The organism is Rhodococcus sp. FH8 (assembly GCF_019266085.1).
Classification (GTDB): Bacteria; Actinomycetota; Actinomycetes; order Mycobacteriales; family Mycobacteriaceae; genus Rhodococcus_F; species Rhodococcus_F qingshengii.
Genome location: NZ_LPNQ01000080.1, coordinates 50,289 through 69,928, shown reverse-complemented (window position 1 = coordinate 69,928; position 19,640 = coordinate 50,289). Strand labels below are relative to the sequence as shown.

14 protein-coding genes and 1 riboswitch are annotated in these 19,640 nt (G+C 63.5%); of the genes, 5 read left to right on the top strand and 9 right to left on the bottom strand.

Annotated elements, in window-relative coordinates:
• Positions 1 to 22: 22 nt before the first annotated feature.
• On the top strand, positions 23 to 1,384 hold the full coding sequence (locus ATN38_RS27040) for a lipase family protein (RefSeq protein ID WP_054831721.1): 1,362 nt from the start codon (positions 23 to 25) through the stop codon (positions 1,382 to 1,384).
• 18 nt (positions 1,385 to 1,402) lie between these two features.
• Here the strand turns inward: ATN38_RS27040 and ATN38_RS27035 are convergent, their stop codons facing one another.
• The 3 genes from ATN38_RS27035 to ATN38_RS27025 form a co-directional block, all read right to left on the bottom strand.
• The gene (locus ATN38_RS27035; RefSeq protein ID WP_003941187.1) at positions 1,403 to 2,107 is read right to left on the bottom strand and encodes an MgtC/SapB family protein; all 705 of its coding nucleotides are present in this window, start codon (positions 2,105 to 2,107) and stop codon (positions 1,403 to 1,405) included.
• A 9-nt stretch (positions 2,108 to 2,116) separates the two neighbouring features.
• Complete coding sequence (mgtA, locus tag ATN38_RS27030; RefSeq protein WP_218749023.1) at positions 2,117 to 4,810, bottom strand: magnesium-translocating P-type ATPase; 2,694 nt, start codon at positions 4,808 to 4,810, stop codon at positions 2,117 to 2,119.
• A gap of 347 nt (positions 4,811 to 5,157) precedes the next feature.
• Positions 5,158 to 5,331, bottom strand: a riboswitch (M-box (ykoK) riboswitch).
• A gap of 45 nt (positions 5,332 to 5,376) precedes the next feature.
• Positions 5,377 to 5,961 (bottom strand): TetR/AcrR family transcriptional regulator, encoded by a 585-nt coding sequence (locus ATN38_RS27025; protein WP_037129354.1) that lies wholly within the window; start codon positions 5,959 to 5,961, stop codon positions 5,377 to 5,379.
• A gap of 126 nt (positions 5,962 to 6,087) precedes the next feature.
• Between ATN38_RS27025 and ATN38_RS27020 the strand changes: the two genes are divergently transcribed.
• The 3 genes from ATN38_RS27020 (at position 6,088) to dszD (ending at position 8,467) form a co-directional block, all read left to right on the top strand.
• A complete protein-coding gene (locus ATN38_RS27020; RefSeq protein ID WP_003941129.1) occupies positions 6,088 to 7,191 on the top strand; it encodes a membrane protein in 1,104 nt (367 codons plus the stop codon).
• A gap of 15 nt (positions 7,192 to 7,206) precedes the next feature.
• Complete coding sequence (locus ATN38_RS27015) at positions 7,207 to 7,680, top strand: YbaK/EbsC family protein (protein ID WP_047269684.1); 474 nt, start codon at positions 7,207 to 7,209, stop codon at positions 7,678 to 7,680.
• 208 nt (positions 7,681 to 7,888) lie between these two features.
• A complete protein-coding gene (gene dszD / locus ATN38_RS27010) occupies positions 7,889 to 8,467 on the top strand; it encodes an NADH:FMN oxidoreductase DszD (RefSeq protein ID WP_003941189.1) in 579 nt (192 codons plus the stop codon).
• Positions 8,468 to 8,519: 52 nt separating this feature from the next.
• Here dszD and ATN38_RS27005 read toward each other — a convergent pair whose 3' ends face one another.
• Positions 8,520 to 9,965 (bottom strand): NAD-dependent succinate-semialdehyde dehydrogenase, encoded by a 1,446-nt coding sequence (locus ATN38_RS27005; protein ID WP_042922728.1) that lies wholly within the window; start codon positions 9,963 to 9,965, stop codon positions 8,520 to 8,522.
• A 1-nt stretch (position 9,966) separates the two neighbouring features.
• Positions 9,967 to 11,331: a 4-aminobutyrate--2-oxoglutarate transaminase gene (gene gabT / locus ATN38_RS27000; protein ID WP_007727077.1), complete on the bottom strand. Its 1,365-nt coding sequence runs from the start codon at positions 11,329 to 11,331 to the stop codon at positions 9,967 to 9,969.
• A 128-nt stretch (positions 11,332 to 11,459) separates the two neighbouring features.
• Here gabT and ATN38_RS26995 point away from each other — a divergent pair, with 128 nt between their 5' ends.
• On the top strand, positions 11,460 to 12,977 hold the full coding sequence (locus ATN38_RS26995) for a PucR family transcriptional regulator (RefSeq protein ID WP_218749018.1): 1,518 nt from the start codon (positions 11,460 to 11,462) through the stop codon (positions 12,975 to 12,977).
• On the opposite strand, the gene ATN38_RS26990 is transcribed toward ATN38_RS26995, so the two are convergent.
• From ATN38_RS26990 to ATN38_RS26975, 4 genes are all read right to left on the bottom strand, one after another.
• Complete coding sequence (locus tag ATN38_RS26990; RefSeq protein WP_218749016.1) at positions 12,954 to 16,145, bottom strand: NAD-glutamate dehydrogenase domain-containing protein; 3,192 nt, start codon at positions 16,143 to 16,145, stop codon at positions 12,954 to 12,956. The genes ATN38_RS26995 and ATN38_RS26990 overlap by 24 nt on opposite strands.
• Positions 16,146 to 16,272: 127 nt before the next feature.
• Positions 16,273 to 17,961, bottom strand: coding sequence for an NAD(P)/FAD-dependent oxidoreductase (locus ATN38_RS26985; RefSeq protein ID WP_218749014.1), 1,689 nt, complete (start codon positions 17,959 to 17,961; stop codon positions 16,273 to 16,275).
• Complete coding sequence (locus tag ATN38_RS26980) at positions 17,958 to 18,803, bottom strand: carbon-nitrogen hydrolase family protein (RefSeq protein WP_021342734.1); 846 nt, start codon at positions 18,801 to 18,803, stop codon at positions 17,958 to 17,960. The genes ATN38_RS26985 and ATN38_RS26980 overlap by 4 nt, the downstream gene beginning before the upstream one ends.
• Before the next feature lie 133 nt (positions 18,804 to 18,936).
• On the bottom strand, positions 18,937 to 19,572 hold the full coding sequence (locus tag ATN38_RS26975) for a helix-turn-helix domain-containing protein (RefSeq protein WP_037133952.1): 636 nt from the start codon (positions 19,570 to 19,572) through the stop codon (positions 18,937 to 18,939).
• Between the last annotated feature and the right edge of the window lie 68 nt (positions 19,573 to 19,640).

The following is a 19,640-nucleotide window of genomic DNA, read 5'->3' as shown; positions in this document are numbered from 1 at the left end:
GCACACAATGTGGAGGACGAGTATGTCGTCAAGGGTCTTATCTCGCGCAGTTGTCGGAGTACTCGCGCTTGCACTGACAGGCGTCGGCGCACCGGTAGCGCTCGCGCAGCCAGTCCTTGCCAAGTCCCCCGATGACGGTTTCTACAGCTACGACGGCGCGGCACCCCTCTCGTCGTACGCCCCGGGTGCGGTACTCGAGACTCGCACCGTGCCGTACACCGTGCTCAACATCCCGACCCCGATACAGGCAGTCCAGGTTCTCTACCGATCAACCGACGCCCTGGGACAGCCGTCCGCCAACGTCACCTCGATCCTGCGCCCGGCCAACGCCCAACCGAACAAAGTTGTTTCGTACCAGTCCTTTTACGATTCGCTGAACCCCGACGACAGCCCGTCGCGAGCCATCGCGGGTAACACCCCGATCGGCGACTTGACTCCCAGCGGACGCAACTTCAACATCGGCGGTACCTTCACGTCCATCGAGGCAGCCCTGTTCGGGCCGCTCTTCGCATTGGGCTACACGATCGTCGTCCCGGACACCGAGGGGCCGGATGCAAACTTCGCTGCCGGACCCGAATACGGGATGATGACGCTCGACGCTCTGCGTGCCGCCCGCGATGTCCCGGAAACCGGAATCACCGACGACGCAGAGATCGCGCTGATGGGTTACTCCGGCGGAGCGATCGCCACCAACTGGGCTTCGATACTCGCTCCCGCATATGCACCGGAGATCAACGACAACTTGATCGGTGCCGCGCAGGGAGGCGTGCTGGTCAATCCGGCCAACAACCTTCGCTACGCGAGCGGAAGCATCGGGTGGGGCGGCGTGGTCGGCATGGCAGTCGTCGGCGTTGCGCGCTCGTACGACATCGATTTCGGGAAGTATCTCAGCGACCGTGGACGCGACGTCATGGCTCGACTCGAAGACGCGTCCATCGGCAATGTGCTGGCACAGTATCCCGGACTGACCTGGCAGGATCTGGTCAAACCCGAGTACGCCGATCCCAATACGGTTCCCGAGTACGTCGATGTCGTGAACAAGATCAACATGGGCACCGCGGCGACACCGACCATTCCGATGTTCATCGCGCAGGCGGCAAACGGCACCATCGAGGGCACCCAACCCGGCGGCCCCGGTGTCGGAGCGGGAGACGGCGTGATGATCACGGGCGACGTCCGCACCCTCGCACGCAAGTACTGCGACGCCGGCCTGGCGATTCAGTACGACCAGTACGACACCATCAGCCACTTCCTCGGCGCCATGCTCTGGCTCCCCGGTGCGCTCGCCTGGGTCGACGACCGCTTGAACGGCAAGCCTGCACCGTCCAACTGCGCGAACATTGCACCGGGGAACTCACTTGCGCCGCAAGAACATGCGCGCTGACTGACAGCGAGCCTGAATCTACTTCGACGGTTCCACCTCCCACCGAACGTGAGTCACCAACGGTTCAAGGCTAAGTCGGCTGACGGCGGATTCCAGGAGTCCGTCGTCACGCTCCGCGGCAGCCAGTTCGGCCACCACCCGCACGCGGTCGCTGTCCGGGATGTCGAAGGACTGCACTGACCGGAGCTGAAACTCGGGCCTCGAAATGGACTGCACGGTAAGACCTCTGATGTGAGCTTCGGCGTCGCCGTGACAGGTCACCTCGAAGGTGTAGTCCGCGGGCGGTTCTTCGCGTCCGGTTCGGGCAGGCTGGTGATCCATCATCCGACCCAACGGCCTCAACAGCGTGTTCGCCAACATGATTGCGCCGGCCCCGAACACCGCGACCCAGTACATTCCGCCTCCGGCCAGTGCGCCGACGGCGGCCGTGGCCCACAGAGTGGCGGCAGTGTTCAGGCCGGTGACCGACGCACCCTGCTTCATGATCACTCCAGCACCGAGGAAACCGATCCCCGAGACGATCTGCGCTGCGACGCGCGTCGGATCGGCGTCCGGGCCCTGAAACCCGTACGCGCCCATGATGACGAAGAGCGTCGCACCCAAGCTCACCAACGCGTTGGTTCGCAGACCCGCCATCCTTGCGCGCCATTGCCTTTCGATCCCGACGGCAGCGCCGAGGACGAGCCCGAGCGCTATCCGCACAAGGATGACGTGGATTTCCACGGTGAACTCCTAGAGCCAGGTCGCGAATCGACGAATGAACATTCCCTTGGCCACCTGCGTGACGACGCAGTATGCCCCGAGGGTGAGGACCAGCCACGGGAAGTAGTTCCACGGCAGTGAAACCAACCCGAGGGAATGACCCCAGGACGTGAACGGGAACACCAGCGCGAAGACGCAGGCAGCGCCCGTGCTGAGCAGTACCGGCAGCGATGCACGCGACTGGATGAACGGGATCTTGCGGGTGCGGATCATGTGAACGATCAGCGTCTGCGAGATCAATGACTCGATGAACCAACCCGATTGGAACAGCGCTGCATGCTCGGGAGAGTTGGCGGCGAACACGAACCACATCAGCGCGAACGTCGAGATATCGAAGATCGAACTGATCGGGCCGATGAACACCATGAACCGGCGAAGGCTCTTGGTCTCCCACTTGCGGGGCTTCGCGAGGAAGTCGTCGTCGACACGGTCCCACGGGATCGTGAGCATCGAGAGATCGTAGATCAGGTTCTGCAACAACAGAACTACGGGAATCATGGGGATGAACGGCAGCAGGGCGCTGGCGACGAGCACCGAGAAGACGTTCCCGAAGTTCGACGACGCAGTCATCTTGATGTACTTCTGGATGTTTCCGAAGGTACGACGCCCTTCGATGACTCCTTGTTCGAGTACACCGAGGTCCTTCTCCAGCAAGATGATGTCCGCGGATTCGCGGGCGATGTCCGCCGCTGTGCCAACGGAGATGCCGACGTCCGCAGCCCGCAGTGCGGGTGCGTCGTTGACACCGTCACCGAGGAAACCAACCGTGTGGCCGACCCGGCGCAGCGATTCGACAATGCGTGCCTTCTGCATCGGATCCGTCTTCGCGAATACGGTTGTCCGCTGCACCAACTCGTCGAGGGCGTCGTCGCTCAACGCTTCGATCTCGGCGCCGGAGACCACGGTCCCCACGTCGATACCGACTTTGCCGCAGACGGTTTCGGCGACCAGTTCGTTGTCACCCGTCACTACCTTGACCGCGACTCCGTGGCTCGCGAGGGCTTCGATCGCCCCGGCCGCAGATTCCTTCGGCGGGTCGAGGAAGGCCAGCAGACCGACCAGGGTCATGCCCTCTTCGTCGGCCGTCGAGTACTCGCGGCGCTGCTCTTCGACGACTGTCTTGGTTGCCACCGCAAGCACTCGCTTGCCTTGACCGTTCAGCTCCGCGACCAGACGGTCGACTCGGGCCAGCCATCCCGGTGTCAATTGGTGGGTCACCCCGTCCAGTTCCACCGATTCACAGACCGAAAGGAGCTCTTCCACTGCACCTTTGGTTACGATCAGATCGGCGTCTCCGTGGTCGACCACCACGGAGAGTCGACGGCGCTTGAAGTCGAAGGGAATCTCGTCCACCAACCCGTGCCGACGCGAGATCTCCTCGACCACTTCGGGACCGGCGGCCTCGATCACCGCGTCGTCGAGAAGACTGCGCAATCCGGTCTGATTCACGGAATTGACCGCCGCTAGCCGCAATACGTCCTCGGACTTACGTCCGGCAGTATCGAGATGCTCACCGAGAACGATGCGGTCCTCGGTGAGAGTTCCGGTCTTGTCCGTGCACAGAACGTCCATGGCACCGAAGTTCTGAATCGCGTTGATCTGCTTGACGATCACCTTCTTGCGCGACATGTGGAGCGCACCCTTGGCCAGGTTCGCCGTCACGATGAGCGGCAACATTTCCGGAGTCAACCCCACGGCGGTGGCGACGCCGAAGAGTAGTGCTTGGCTCCAGTCCTTGGTCAGCCCGTTGATGATGAACACCGCGGGAACCATGATCAGCATGAACTTGATCAGCAGATAGCTGACGCTGCGCACCCCGATGTCGAAGCTGGTTTCGGGCCGCTTGGACGCCAATTGTGCTGTCATGGCACCGAAGTAGGTCCGCTTGCCGGTGTGTACCGCGACGGCGGTGCCACTGCCCGACACGACGGAAGTACCCATGAACCCGATGTTCTCGGCTTCGAGCAGCCGATCGACGTCGATCCCCGACGACGGGTCCGCCGACTTCTCGGCCGGCATCGATTCACCGCTGAGCATGGACTGATTGACCTGTAGATCCTTGGCCCGGATGATGCGGACATCGGCCGGGATCATGTCGCCGGCGGCAAGCTGGACTACATCCCCCGGCAGTAACTGCTCGATCGGAATCTCAGCCGTGACCACGGTGTTGTTGATCTTGCGGGTGGCCGCGACGGTCGTCGTAACCATCGCCTTGAGCGCCTCGGCGGCGCGGCTCGAACGGTATTCCTGCCAGAACCTCAGTGAGACACTGACAAAGATCATCAACCCGAGAGTGATGATGCCCTCGTAGGAAGGACCGTCCTCGGGGTCCGCCCAGACCACGTCGGTCCCGACCATGATCAGGGCGAGGAATACCAGGATCAGGATGAACGGGTTCTTGAAGGCTCCCGCGAACTGCACGATTGCCGGCGCCGGGCGGTCGTGGCGGACATCGTTGCGCCCGTATTGCCGACGAAGATCGTCGATCTGATCGTCACGAAGGCCGTTGGCCGTCGTGGTCAGATCCGCGAGAACGGTGCGCGTGTCCGAGGCCGAGAAGTCGACCAATTCCTGTGCGCTTTCCTTTGCCAGGACTGTTGAATGTGTTTGTTGTGCAATGTTTCTCGTGGGCCGTGGCCGCAATGCGAGAACGGAAAATGACATGACGAATCTCCTCGGCTGCCTGAACACGCCGGACCATGCCAGTGCATGAGGGCAGCAGAATGCGCTGAGCGACAATGGAAGTCGTCAGCGGTCGCGGCAACGCCGCGCAGATGAAGCCGAGGATGCAAAGAGTCAGTGACTGAAGAGCAAAAGACCGGGGTGAGCATCGTCGGCAAGAACTGAAGGATGGGTCGAATATCGACTCGGCGGGTCGTCCACGATGGTCACCTCCTGAAAGTTCGGGGCGTCCGATGACGCCACACAAGTACATGCGCACAGCACACGCCAGGAGAACCGAATATCGACGTACTCTCGCCTTCGCCGGAAGAAACCGGCATCAAGCTGCGAAAACACCTCCACGTCCGAGTTTTGGCACTGCACGACGTGTCCCGATCAAGAACGGGAAGCCACTTTGGATCACCCCTTAAGCCGGGGAGATCTGTCCTAACCTTGGGCGTCTCTCGACGTCGTGAGATCAGTGGCCTGTGTTCGTGCAGAAGCCTCACCTAACGAGGTACTGCACCCAGAGGGTAGTTCTCAAATCTGTTGCCTGTCAACCGAGCAACTCAGACGGCGGACAATCCTGCCCGTGCGACGGCGCCGGCGAAGAGTGCCGTCACGGCGGCACCCATGACACTCTGATCAACCTCTTCCGGATCCACGGAGTGTTCGAGAACGAGCCCGGATATCAACGCCATCAACGAGATTGCGGTTGTCCGCACGTCAAAGGAATCGTCCACTCCCCATTCACGGGCACGTTCGCCGATCAACTCCACGAGTTGGCTGCGCAAGTGGCGACGCTCACGTAAGTACGCCTGAGCGATCTGCGGATCACGCCCGGCGAGCACTCCGAATTCGAGGACGAGAAGCGACCACCCCGGGTCGTCGACCATCCACGTGGCAATGGCCTCGCCACCTTTGCCCGCCGCGTCGGACGGGTTCATCCCGGCGATCTCGGCGAGCACCCGGCCGGCCAGTTCGAGAGACCGTTGCGCGAACAGTTCGGCGAACAGATCTTGTTTCGACTCGAAGTTGGAGTAGACAGCCCCCTTGGTGAAGCCCGCTCGGCGAGCAACTTCAGTGAGACGTGCGGCACTGAATCCGCGCTCCGCAAACTCTTCCGCCGCAGCGTCGAGCAGTCTTTGCCGCACCACGTCACGTCCGGGGCGGGTTACCGGCGTCCAGTCCGGTTGACGAGATTCAGTCACGATACCTAGAGTATTCAATACCTCGGGTATTGACAAGCTCTTTACTTTCGACAAGATCAGGACTCTTTCGTGACCACTACGCATCCGGCACACGCCGCACCAGACAACAGCTCCACCCACGACGAACACCACCACGACAATCTGCTGGTGAAATACGGCGCACCCAAGGTGATGGCCGCGCTGTTCGTCGGCGTGCTCCTGCTGCAGATGGGCTTCATCCTCAGCTACGTCGCCGCCTTCCATCAGCCGACTCCGCGAGACATCGAAATCGCGGTCATCGCCGATCAGGGCACACCCGACGGCATGGATCAGCAGATCGCCGACAAACTCAACGCCATCGACGGCAGCCCGCTCGACGCTCAGGTGGTCGACAGCACGGCGACCGCTCGCCGCATGATCAACGACCGCGAGATCCAGGGCGCGTTTGTCATCAACCCGGCCGGACCGGACACCCTGATCACCGCGAGCGCGGGCGGCAGCTCCATCGCTACGTCACTCGAAGCGGTGTTCACGAAGGTCGAGGCGACACAGGACCGACAGTTCGTCGTCCGCGACGAGATCCCCGTCGGAGCCCACGACAACCGCGGCCTCTCCGGCTTCTACCTCTCGGTCGGCTGGGTCGTCGGCGGCTATCTCCTTGCGGCAGCCATCGGACTGTTCATCGGTGCGCCGAAGACCCTCCGCCAGGCAAGCGCACACACGGGCGTGATCGCCATCTACTCGATCATCTCGGGAGCCCTCGGCGCCCTCATCACCTCACACGTGCTCGGAACTTTCGCGGGCCACTGGTTCCCGCTGTGGATCCTGGGAACAGCCGTGGTGTTCGGCACCGCCATGTTCACACTCGGATTGCGCGCTGCCATCGGCGTTCTGGCAGTCCCGCTGGCTATCGCCGTCTTCGTGATTCTCGGCAATCCCAGTGCGGGAGGCGCATTCGGCTCCAACGTGATTCCCTCGTTCTATGCCGCCATCGGCCGATGGATCACACCTGGCGCCGGCACCGAAGGCGTGCGGAGCATCGTCTACTTCAACAACGTCGGCGTCGGCCAGCCTGCTCTGACGCTGTTCCTGTACGCGCTGATCGGTGCGGTCATGCTGTTCGGCTTCACGATCCGTCGTAACCGAAAGTCCACCGACACGACGCCGACTCCAGCTGTGGCGAACGCCGACTAGTCCTAGTCTGAACTCATGACGAGCCTCCTCCACCCCAACGCCTCGCACGTCGCCGAAACACTGATCTCGCGGGGTCACCACGGCGTCATCGTCACGCAGCCCGACGCCACGCACACCGCGGCCGAGGCAGCGGCGGCCGTCGGGGTGGAGGTAGGCGCGATCACCAAGTCACTGGTGTTCCTTCTCGACGACGATCCGGTCCTGCTGCTGGTCTCCGGCGCGCATCAGGTGAATCTGAAGGCCACCGGCGAACGCCTCGAAGGCAAGCTCACGCGGGCGCCGCTGGAGATGGCGAAGTCCGCGACGGGCCAGCCGATCGGTGGGGTCGCTCCGCTCGGGCATCCCACCAACCTGCCGACGTACGTCGATACCGCCCTCGAGCAGTACCCCGAGTTGTGGGCAGCCGCCGGGCACCCCAACACGGTCTTTCGCACGACGTACTCCGAACTCCTCCGAATCACCGCCGGCCTCGCCGTCGACATGGACTGAAGCACTTCAGCCAACCCGGTCCGAAACCACTCAGACGTGCGTCCACCTATAGTTGGACGCACCATGTGCACTGCAACCAGGACCCCGGCCGGCAACCACTGGCGTCGACGGCACGTAGATCTGTGCCGCACCGACGCCTGTCTGTGTATGCCGAGCGCAGTCACCTCGACCACACCGCACACCTCGAGTTCCAGCCGGAGAGTTCCCGTTGTCTGACAAGCCGAATGCCGTTTCCAGCCACACCACCCCCGACGTCCCCGAAGTAGCAGCGACGCCCGAGTTGTCCACCGGCATCTGCGCCGGTGACTACCGCGCTGCGCTTCGCCGCCACCCCGCCGGTGTCACCGTCGTGACCCTCGATTCGGGTACCGGCCCGGTGGGTTTCACCGCCACCTCGTTCTCGTCCGTCTCCCTCGAGCCGCCGCTCGTCTCGTTCAACATCGCGGAGACGTCGTCGAGCATCAATGCACTCAAGGCAGCCGAGTCCTTGGTGATCCACCTTCTCGGCGAACATCAGCAGCATCTGGCCCAGCGCTTTGCGCGTAGTGCCGATCAGCGTTTTGCAGACGAGTCACTGTGGGCAGTGCTCGACACCGGGGAGCCGGTGCTGCACGGCACCCCCAGCTGGATGCGCGTCAAGGTCGACCAGTTGATCCCTGTCGGCGACCACACGCTGGTCATCGGACTCGTCACGCGGGTTCACGCCGAAGAAGACGACGAATCCGCTGCCGCACCGCTGCTCTACCACGAGGGCAAGTACTACCGCCCGACTCCGTTAGGTCAATAGACAACTGTGCGCCTTTATTAACCGCCCGCGGTTAATAAAGGCGCACAGCAAGTTAGAGCGCTACGTACTTGGTATCGAGATACTCGTCGATACCCTCGGTTCCGCCTTCACGGCCGAAGCCCGATTCCTTCACGCCACCGAACGGCGCGGCAGCATCGGAGATCGCGCCGCGATTGACGCCGACCATGCCGGTGTCCAGCTTGGCCGAGACGCGCATTGCACGGTCGATGTCGCGAGTGTAGAAGTACGCCACGAGACCGTACTCGGTGTTGTTCGCAGCCGCGATCGCTTCGTCTTCGGTGTCGAAACCGACTACTGCCGCAACGGGTCCGAAGATCTCTTCCTTCAGCAGGCGCGCATCGGCGGGCACCTGGTCGAGAACCGTCGGGGTGAAGAAGAACCCGGGGCCTTCGGGTGCCGATCCACCGGTGCGAACGCGAGCACCCTTGGACACGGCGTCGTCGACGAGTCCGGTGACGGTTGCGAGCTGCTTGGTGTTGATCAGCGGTCCGATGTTGGTGCCCTCGGCGTCACCGGCGCCCACCTTCAAGGCCGCAACCTTGGCGGTGAACTTGTCGGTGAACTCTTCGCGCACCGAGTTGGCGACGTAGATGCGGTTGGCCGCGGTGCAGGCCTCGCCGCCGTTGCGCATCTTCGCGAGCATTGCGCCGTCGACAGCTGCGTCGATGTCGGCGTCGTCGAAGACGATGAACGGCGCATTGCCACCGAGTTCCATCGACGTGCGGAGCAGCTTGTCAGCAGCATTGCGCACCAACAACTTTCCGACGCCAGTGGAGCCGGTGAAGGTGACCTTGCGCAGACGCGCATCTTCCATCAGCGGTCCACTGATGGAGGCCGCGTCGGACGTCGGGAGGATCGAGAGCACACCGTCGGGCAGACCGGCATCGGCGAACACCTGACCGAGGAGCTGCATGGTCAGCGGCGTGTCCTCGGCGGGCTTGACGATGATGGTGCAACCGGCAGCCAGCGCCGGTCCGATCTTGCGTGTGCCCATGGCGAGCGGGAAGTTCCACGGGGTGATCGCGAGGACCGGTCCGACGGCTTCCTTGGTGACCAGGATGCGACCGTTGCCGGCCGGAGCCTGCGTGAAACGTCCGCCGATGCGTACTGCTTCCTCGCTGAACCAGCGCAGGAATTCGCCGCCGTAGTTGACCTCACCGCGGCTCTCTGCCAACGACTTACCCATTTCCAGGGTCATCATCAGCGCGAAGTCCTCGGCGCGGGCGTGCAGCAATTCGAAGGCGGTGCGCAGGATCTCGCCGCGTACACGTGCCGGAGTGGCCGCCCAGTCTTCCTGCGCCGCAGCGGCGAGGTCGAGCGCACGGATACCGTCGGCAGCGGTGGCGTCGGCTACCTGGGCGAGTTCCTCACCCGTTGCCGGGTTGTAGACCGCAAAGGTCTTCTCGGCCGGGACGAGCTTGCCGCCGAGCCAGAGACCCTTGGGTACCGAGTCGAGAAGATCCGAGACGTTGGACATGTCAGTTCCCCTGTGCTGCAGTGCGGATGGCGGTCTCGAGGACGGTCAACGCGTCGTCGAGCAGCTCTTCGGAGATGACCAGCGGCGGGAGCAGACGGATGACGTTGCCGTAGGTACCGCAGGTGAGGATCACGACGCCGGCAGCGAGGCATTCGGCGGCGATCTTCTTGGTGATGTCGGCGTCCGGCTCCTGCCCACCGGGCTTGACCAGCTCGATGGCGAGCATGGCGCCGCGACCGCGAACGTCGCCGATGACGTCGAGTTCCTTTGCCAGTGCGTTCATTCGGCCGACGACGGTCGACTCGATGGTGCGTGCGCGGCCACAGAGGTCGAGCTCACGCATCTGGTCGATGGACGCCAATGCAGCGGCGCAGGCGACGGGGTTACCGCCGTAGGTGCCACCGAGGCCGCCGGGGTGGACGGCGTCGATGAGCTCGGCGCGGCCCGTGACAGCGGCGAGCGGCATGCCGCCTGCGATGCCCTTGGCGAGCGTGACCAGGTCGGGCACGATGCCCTCGTGATCGCTGGCGAACCAGGCGCCGGTACGAGCGAAGCCTGCCTGAACCTCGTCGGCGATGAAGACGACGCCGTTCTCCTTGGCCCACGCGACGAGCGTCGGGAGGAATCCTTCTGCGGGAACGATGAATCCACCCTCACCCTGAATGGGCTCGATGAGGATGGCGGCCGTGTTGGCAGCGCCGACCTGCTTCTCGATCATCGTGATGGCGCGCTGAGCGGCCTGCTCACCGGTGATCTTGGAGCCGTCGACATTGAGGCCCTCGCGGTACGGGTAGGACATCGGGACGCGGTAGACCTCGGGGGCGAACGGACCGAAGCCGCTCTTGTACGGCATGGACTTCGAGGTCAGTGCCATCGTGAGGTTGGTGCGGCCGTGGTACGCGTGGTCGAAGACGACGACTGCGTCGCGACCGGTTGCGTGACGGGCGATCTTGACGGCGTTCTCGACGGCTTCTGCGCCGGAGTTGAACAGCACGGAACGCTTCTCGTGGTCACCGGGGGTGAGCTCGGCGAGACGCTCGGCGACCTCGACGTAGCCCTCGTACGGAGCGACCATGAAACAGGTGTGGGTGAAGTGCGCGACCTGATCCTGAACGGCGGACACGACGGCCGGGTTGGAAGCGCCGACGCTGGTCACCGCGATACCGGCACCGAGGTCGATCAGCGAGTTGCCGTCGACGTCGACGATGACTCCGCCGTCTGCGTCGGCGACGTAGACCGGGAGGGTGGATGCGACGCCGGCGCCGACGACCTTCTTACGGCGTTCGGCGAGCGCAGCCGAGCGCGGGCCCGGGAACTCCGTGACGATGCGACGCTCCTGCGGAAGCCGGTATTCGATTGCACTCATGTGACCACCCTCTCGGTTGTGTATTGCATTCGAGTATGCGACGCGCGAAGCATCGCAAGCACTGCCGAAATGGATACCCGGAGCTCCAGGGCTACTCCATATCGGCAACGACAGCTAGCCTTGATCAGGTGACGGTTCCGATCTCGTGGCTCTTGCGCCAGAAACACCTCTCGCTGGCTCTGCTCACCGACCGAGCAGCTGCCACCCACCCCGTCACGTTCGCGCAGGCCACAGAGCTGACGGACCCCACACCGTGGCTTTCCGGGGGCGAGTTGGTGCTCACCACCGGGCTGGCACTGGTGGGCGCGGACGCCACCGACTACAGCGAGTACATCGACCGTCTGGCCGCCGCAGAAGTATCGGCTCTGGGTTTCGGGACCGGCCTTTCCCACGAGAGTGTGCCCGCAGACCTGATTGCCGCCGCCCGCAGTCGGGGACTCCCCCTGCTGGAAGTGCCGTTCACGACCCCGTTCGCGGCAGTCACGCGCGCGGTGATGACCCGTCTGAGCCAGCAGGAATACGAATCGGTACTCCGCGCGGCAGAAGTACAGACACGCATCACCCGCGTTGCACTGCGCGGTGGCGTCTCGGCCATCGTGCGCGAACTGGCCACGGCCACAAAAACTTCGGTGGCGTTTGTCGGAGATCGGATCACCGCGGTGCATCCGGCAAACCAGAAGTCGTTGATCACCGAGGTTCGCGCGGTCGCGGCCACCACTCGCGATCCCAACGCTCCGGCGTCGATCTCGCAGAGCACGCCCGAACGGACGCTGACACTGTCCCCGGTCGGCGTCACCGACAGCTGGCACGGCTACCTCGCAATGGCCGGCGCCGGGCCCCTGAGCAATATCGACAGAGTGTTGCTCGGGCATGCGGTCTCACTGCTCACTCTCGAACTCGAGAAGCCGGTTCGCCTGCGGGCCGAGCGAACTCGACTCAACGCCATGGCTTTCGGGCTCTTACTCGACGGCCGAATCCCCGAGGACGGTGTGCCGTCGTACTTGGACGAAGCGAGCGACACGCACGGCAACGTCCGTGTCGTCCACGTTCGCGGATCCGGACTCGGCCCCGTTCTTCGCGAACTCGACAACGCTCTCGCGCGAGCAGGCCGGCCGTTGTTCGCGCAATCCGAGGACGGTTCGCTGACCGTCCTCCTCCGCGGAACCGACACAATCGACACCGCCAAAACACTACTGGCGCAGCTCTCCCCCACCGAAGCGAAAGCCGTGCGTGCCGGAATCAGCACCCCTCACCGTGTTCTCGACGCACCCCGCGCACTCGTCCAGGCCCGCGCCGCGGCCAACCTCACGACGGCTACGGCGCGTATTCTCGAGTTCGACGCTCTGAGTGGTTCGACGATTCTGGCATCCGAGCCTGCCCGTGACGCATTGATCGCCATGGCTGCGGACACCATCCCGGTGCTGACGGAACACGACCAGGCACACGGAACCGCACTGGCCGCGTCACTGCGCGCCTATCTCGAGGCGAACGGCCAATGGGAATCGGCCGCAGCCGAACTCGGTGTTCACCGGCACACCCTCCGAGGCCGCATCGCACGCATAGAGGAACTGCTGCAATGCGACCTCGGGCAGGCCAGGGTCAGAGCCGAACTACTGCTATCGCTACTCGCCTGGGAGGGCCGCTGAACGCTCCTCCGCATGCACCGAAGCGAAGCTCGACGCACCGCGGACGAGCAGTTCGAGTTCGGCGTCGACCGTGCAGAGACGGGCGGTGTCCAGCGCTCCACTGCGGCTCACGCTCGACATCAAAGCCGTGAACCGGCGCACCGCTTGCGGATTGGCGGCGGTCCACAACTCGACGACCTCCGGAATACCTTCTCCGAGCGCTCCGGACACGAGGTCTGCGAAACGCGCCGTCAACCTGGCGTGGACGGCAGCGCTGCCCATGACCTCCCAATGCGAGGCACCGACGGCAACGTCGACGCCCCCGAGAACATCGCCCAGATCGAGGGTGTCGGAGAGTTCCCGGTAGATCGCAGCCGCGGCCTGAACCGTCGTATTCTCCTGCAACGCAATGTCAGCCAGGGCGAGCGCCCCGAAAGAAGCCTCGATGCGCTCACTTGCCGACAGCCCTTCGGTGAGAGCCCGCACCGGCGCGGCCCATCGATCGATGTCGGCTCGCGGGTTCACGGTGAACCGGCCGGCTGCTCCCGGGCGACGCAACACCCAGCTCATCTCGGATTCCAACAACTGCTGCAAGCGATCGAGAGCCTGCAACTGCTCGGTGGCGCGCAGCTCCGAGTTCAAGATCTCGCGCCGAAGTTCCTCGGTGCCGAGCACTTCGCTGACCACTGCGTAGGCCAGAGCCGCTTCCGGACTGTGGACTCCGAGGTGTTCCTCGAGCCGGAACAGCACGCCGGGGCCGACGCGGTTGACCAGTTCGTCGACAACCGAGGTGATGATGATGTCGCGGCCCAACCGATGTGCGCGGACTGCGTCCGGTGCGGCCTCGACGACGGAGAGCGGGAAGTACTGTGGGAGACGATCGGCGAAGATCTGATTGTCCGGGACCGTCGATGCGCCCAGTTCCGCAGTCAGTACGTTCTTCGACTGCGCCACCAGCACAGCAAGTTCCGGCCGCAGGAGACCCTGCCCGGCACGCGCCCTGACCGCCAGCGCCTTGGCGTCGGGCAGAGATTCTTCCAGTCGCTTCATGGCGCCCGCCGAGACGAGGTTCTCGATCAACCGCTCGTGCTGATCGAGCAGGGCCGGTGCGCGGTGCTCGGCCAGGCTGATCGCGAGGGTCTGATCTTCACTGGCCTCGAGCACCGATGCGGCCACCTCGTCCTGGGCCGCCGCGAGTAGTTCATTGCGCGAGGTCGAGTCCAACGCTGCGAGTGCGATCTTGATGTTGACCTCACGGTCCGAGGTAGCCACGCCGGCCGCGTTGTCGATGAAGTCGGCGTTGATTCGGCCACCGCCAGCGGCATATTCGATGCGGGCACGCTGGGTGAAGCCGAGGTTGCCGCCCTCACCGACCACCGTCGCACGCAACTCGTCAGCGCTGACGCGAACTGCGTCGTTGGACGGATCGGCCGCGTCGACGTTGCTTTCGGTCGACGCTTTCACGTAGGTACCGACGCCGCCGTTCCACAACAGGTCCACCGGAGCACACAGGATCGCTCGGATCAGTTCCTGCGGGGTCAGCTTCTCCTCGGTGATTCCGAGGGCCGCCCGCGCCTCGAGCGGAAGGCGGATCGACTTCGCGCTCCGCGGCCAGACGCCACCACCAGGCGACATCACGGTGCGGTCGAAGTCGTCCCAGGACGAGCGCGGCACGGTGAAGAGGCGAGCGCGTTCGGCAAAGCTCGTCTCGGTGTCGGGGTTCGGGTCGATGAAGATGTGGCGGTGATCGAATGCCGCGACCAGACGGATCTTGTGCGAGAGCAACATTCCGTTGCCGAACACGTCGCCGGACATGTCCCCGATACCCGCGACGGTGAACGGATCGGTGTCGACATCGAGGTCGCGCTCGGCGAAGTGCCGTCGTACCGCTACCCAGGCGCCGCGAGCGGTGATGCCCATCGCCTTGTGGTCGTAGCCGGCCGAACCGCCGGAAGCAAAAGCGTCGCCGAGCCAGAAACCACGCTCGACGGCGATGCCGTTCGCGACGTCCGAGAACCGTGCGGTCCCCTTGTCTGCTGCCACGACGAGATAGGAGTCTTCACCGTCGTACTCGATTACTTCTGCCGGGTGTACCGCAGCGCCGTCGACGATGTTGTCCACCACGTCCAGCAAGCCGCGAATGAAGGTGCTGTACGACTCCTGCACCTGCGCCGGAGTCGGTGACGACGTGCCCCGAACCACGAACGCGCCCTTGGCACCCGAAGGAACGATCGGGGAATTCTTCACGCTCTGGGTCTTCATGAGGCTCAGGGCCTCGGTGCGGTAGTCCTCGTATCGATCCGACCAACGCAGGCCGCCACGGGCGACGGAGGAACTACGCAAATGAACGCCTTCGACATTGGGTGCGCTGACGTAGATCTCGCGGAAGGGAACGGTCTTCTGCGGGGTGGAGAGCAACTGCGAGTCGATCTTGAACGACGCGTACGGCAGCGGGTCGCCGGACTCACCACGCAGGTACCAGTTGGTGCGCAGAGTCGCCTGCAGGAACGAACGAACGCCGCGCAAGACGCGATCCTCGTCGAGAGTGTCTGCACCGTCGACTGATTCGTCGATGGCCGCCGCCGCGGTGGCCACTGCTGTCTCCCGCAATCCTGCTACGGCGGGATCGAAACGCGCAGTGAAGAGTTCGATTGCCTGCCGTACGAAGAGTGGCTTCGCTGCCAACACTCCGACGATGTAGCTCTTGGACAGCCCGATACGAGCCTGAGCGAGGAAACGGCACGCAGCGCGCAGCAACTCTGCGTCGCGCCACGTGATGTCTGCTCGTCCGATCAGACTGGAGAATGCGTCCATCCGGGTCTGTCCGGCGATGACGGCTTCGAAGGCGTCCGCCATCTTCTCCAGCGCACTGCCGTCGAAGGTGCTCGGCTCGAAGGTGAAGTAGTGCGCCGAACCCAGAACGGTCGGAAGGGGGCGGTGCGTCGAAACTCGGAGTCCGAGGGACTCGAAGTTCTCGCACAGATCGGAGAGGGAGGGCTCTCCGGACGGCCACAGCACCACACAGGTCAGATCGTCACTGTTCAGGTTGTCACCCTGACGGAAGACGAGTCGCTGGCCCGCTGCTGCCAATTCGGCGACCAGTTCGAGCGCCGGGTCACCGGATCGATCACCGCCTGCCGGTCTCGATTCTGCAGCTGCGGTCTTGGTCGCCGATGATGTGCTCGCCATTGAACACCCTCCTGGAAATTATTGGATCCGAACACTTTCCAGTGTTGCGTGGATCACCGGAAAGAGGTCGTGCCCGATAGGAGTACCAACCCCCATCGGGCACGACATTTCGGCAGTTGCGGTGAGCTCAGTCGCCCAACCTGATCGGAGCAAGCTCCTCGAACACGTCGCCGGGTCCGGGATTCTCGGTAGGCGCAGCGCCGCCGAGATGGTTGACGACGCCCCATACCGCGTTGATCGCGGTCTGGATCGCGCCCTCGGCCCAGCCGGCAGTCCACGACACGTCGTCACCGGCGAGGAAGATTCCCCGATGACGCGGTTCGAGATCATTCTGCACGAAGTGGGAGAACAGGCGCTCCTGGTAGCGGTAGTGCCCCGGAAGGTTCGCCTTGAATGCGCCCATGAAGTCGCGCTCGGTTTCCCACGACAGCGTCACCGGGCTCGAGATGACGTGGCTGCGGAAGTCAACGCCGGGGTAGATCTCTTCGAGAGAGCGCAGCATGATGTTCATGCGCTCGGTGGCGTCGAGCGCCAGCAGCTTCAGCGAATCATCCGACCAGGTGTACGACAAACAGATGAGGCCAGGTTTTCCCTCGCCTTGATCGAGCAGGTAGGTGCCGCGACTCATACGGTCGGTCAGTGTCATCGACACCGAATCACGGCCGGTCACGGGATCCTTGTCCTTCCAGAACGGGCGGTCGACGAGAACGAACACCTTGGTCGAACCCATGTAGTGAGTTCGCTCGATCGCAGTCCAGTGGTCGATCGGGAACAGATCGTCGTCACACCTGATGTTGTTCAGCAGCATCCAACTCTGCACTGTCACAACGGCACTCGCATACGTGCGAATGAAACCTTCGGAGTCCGTCACCGTGATGTTGCCAGGCTCGGTACGCCGGAGTTCGGTGACGCGGGGACGCGTCTCACCGTCGTTGAGCGAAGCGACCGTAGTACCGGCAGGCCAATGCGCCATGTGCGCCGGGGCGCGGTTCCACAACCGCATCGGCAGCTGCTGCGATCCACCGACGATGCCGCGGTGGTCGTCGTCGGCGGCCGTGATGACCACACGAAGGATTTCGAGGATCGAGTTGGGGTAGTCGGTATCCCAACCGCCCGTACCGAATCCGACCTGTCCGAACACTTCCCGCATGTGGAAGGACTTGAAGTGCTTCGACGCGGCGAGGAATCCGTAGAACGTCTGGTCGTCGTAGCGCACCACGAGGTCGTTCCAGATCCGCTTGATTTCTGCGGTGTCGCGGTCACGAATGGCCTGCTGCAACGGAATCAGATCGGCATGCTCTTCGAGAGTGCGCTGCCAGGCCTGCGCCACCTCGGTGTAGATCGGCGGCAGATCCTCGAGAGTGTGCGCGTAGTGGCTCTCACCCTTGAGATCGATGACGGTGCTCGGCGTGACCTCGGCAAGGGGATTCGGGAACTCCTCGGTCTGCAGACCCAGTTCGTTCAGGTAGTGGAACAACGTCGTCGACGACGGTGGGAAACGCATTGCGCCCATCTCGGCGACCACCCCGGGGTGCCCGTCGAACTCGACCGACCGCATCCGGCCACCGATCTGATCAGCTTCGTAGACAATCGGTTTGAGACCGACCTTGAGCAACTCGTAGGCCGCGATCATGCCGGAGAGTCCACCACCGATCACGGCAACTTCTGTACCCAGTGCCAGATCGGGCACCGAGCCGAGTCCCGCCGGACTGGAAACGTAGTCGTCGTACGGGAACGGAAAATCCGGCCCGAACATCGTGAGGGGCGGCTGCTTGCCGGGTTCCGAGGAACTGTCCGGAGCTACTGGGATGGTCATCTACGGTTCTCCTTGGAGACAGTCGTGACAGAAAGGTCGGGATACAGATCGAGGCGTCGATCGTCGAGATGCGTGTTGAGGGTGCGCGATTGCGAGACGGTGGCGGCGGCGATATCCGCGAAGAGCAATTCCTGGCCGCCCCCTGCCCGCGCCAACTCGGCACCGTCGGGTGCGATGGCGCACGAGAGACCGCAGTAGGTCAGCTCGGTTTCGGCGCCGCACCGATTGACGTAGGTGACAAACATCTGACTCTCGTATGCGCGGGCCGGAACCACTTGCTGCGCAATGTGTTCGTACGGAGTCATCAACCCTGTCGGCACGATGAGCCATTCGGTACCGGCGTCGGCATGGGCCCGAACCGCTTCCGGAAATTCCACGTCGTAGCAGATCAACAACCCGCAGCGGATGCCCTCGAAATCGAACCCGACCACCAGGGTCTCACCTGGCCGGAAATGTTCGCGGTCGAGCGTGCCGAACAGATGCGTCTTGCGGTAGTGCGCAAGCGAAGTGCCGTCGCGGTCCACCACCTGCACACTGTTGTAGACATCTCCCCCGTCGAGTTCGGGGTAGCCGTAGACGACTGCGATGCCTGCACTTCGAGCAATCTCGGCGACGGAATCGAAGATCGGGCCGTCGGCCGGTTCCGCGCGTAGCGACACCAGTTCGCCGATGTCGTAGCCGGTTGCGGACATCTCCGGCGTCAGCAGGATCTTCGCACCGGATGCTGCAGCCTCGCGGGCAGCAGTGTCGATTGCAGCGAGGTTGAACTCCACCGACGCAAAGGTGTCCGGGGTGGTGAGCGGACCTTGGAACAGGCCAACTCGAACTGAATCGACATGCATGGTGCGCTCCTTCAGGAGTTCCGTGACGCCAATTTTCGACGGTGTGTGTGATGGGGACAACTACCAGCGTGACCGGTGCCGCCAATCATGTCAACTCTTGTTTCCTAAGAATCAACATTCACGGATTCGAGTCTCACGAAGGCGACGCGCGTGGCCCTTCCGGCAATGCCGGATTCAAGACCCACAGAACCTTCGCCAGAACCGAGCCTTCGGCCTGAAAACTATGGTTGTGCGTCGGCGTGAATGTGAAGGAATCGCCCGCCGCAAGTACGACGTCTTCGGCATCGACGGCCTCACCGTTCGGATCCGTCCGACCACCCTCGAACGAGACCCGCAAGCCGCCCTCGAGCACGTGCACGAAGTTCACGTCGATCGGCAGACTGTAGAACTCCCGACCACTTCCGCCGCCTGGTTCCAGCTCGCCGAGCAGCACCTGAATTCGACGCTCGTTGGTAGGCGTGAGCAGGTACTCCGTCATCTTTTCGCCACCGAAGCTGATTTGCGGCATGGCGTCGGCGCGGACTACTTCACCGGCGGACGCATTCTCGAACAGGGATCCGACGGGGATCTCGAGCACCGCGCACACCTTTATCAGGGTCGCCACCGACGCGTTGACGTGATCGCGCTCGAGTTTCGAGAGATACCCCTTGGTCACACCACAGGCCTCGGCCAGGTCGTCGAGGGTCAACCGCTTCGATTGACGTGCCGCCTTGAGCCTCGCCCCGATGCGCGGTCCGACCGGCTCGACCGCTTCCTTCGCCTTGGCCACTGAACCCACTCCTTCACGACCACCGTGTCCCTTTCAGGAAACAGGGGTTGACAACCGAGCCTCTTGAA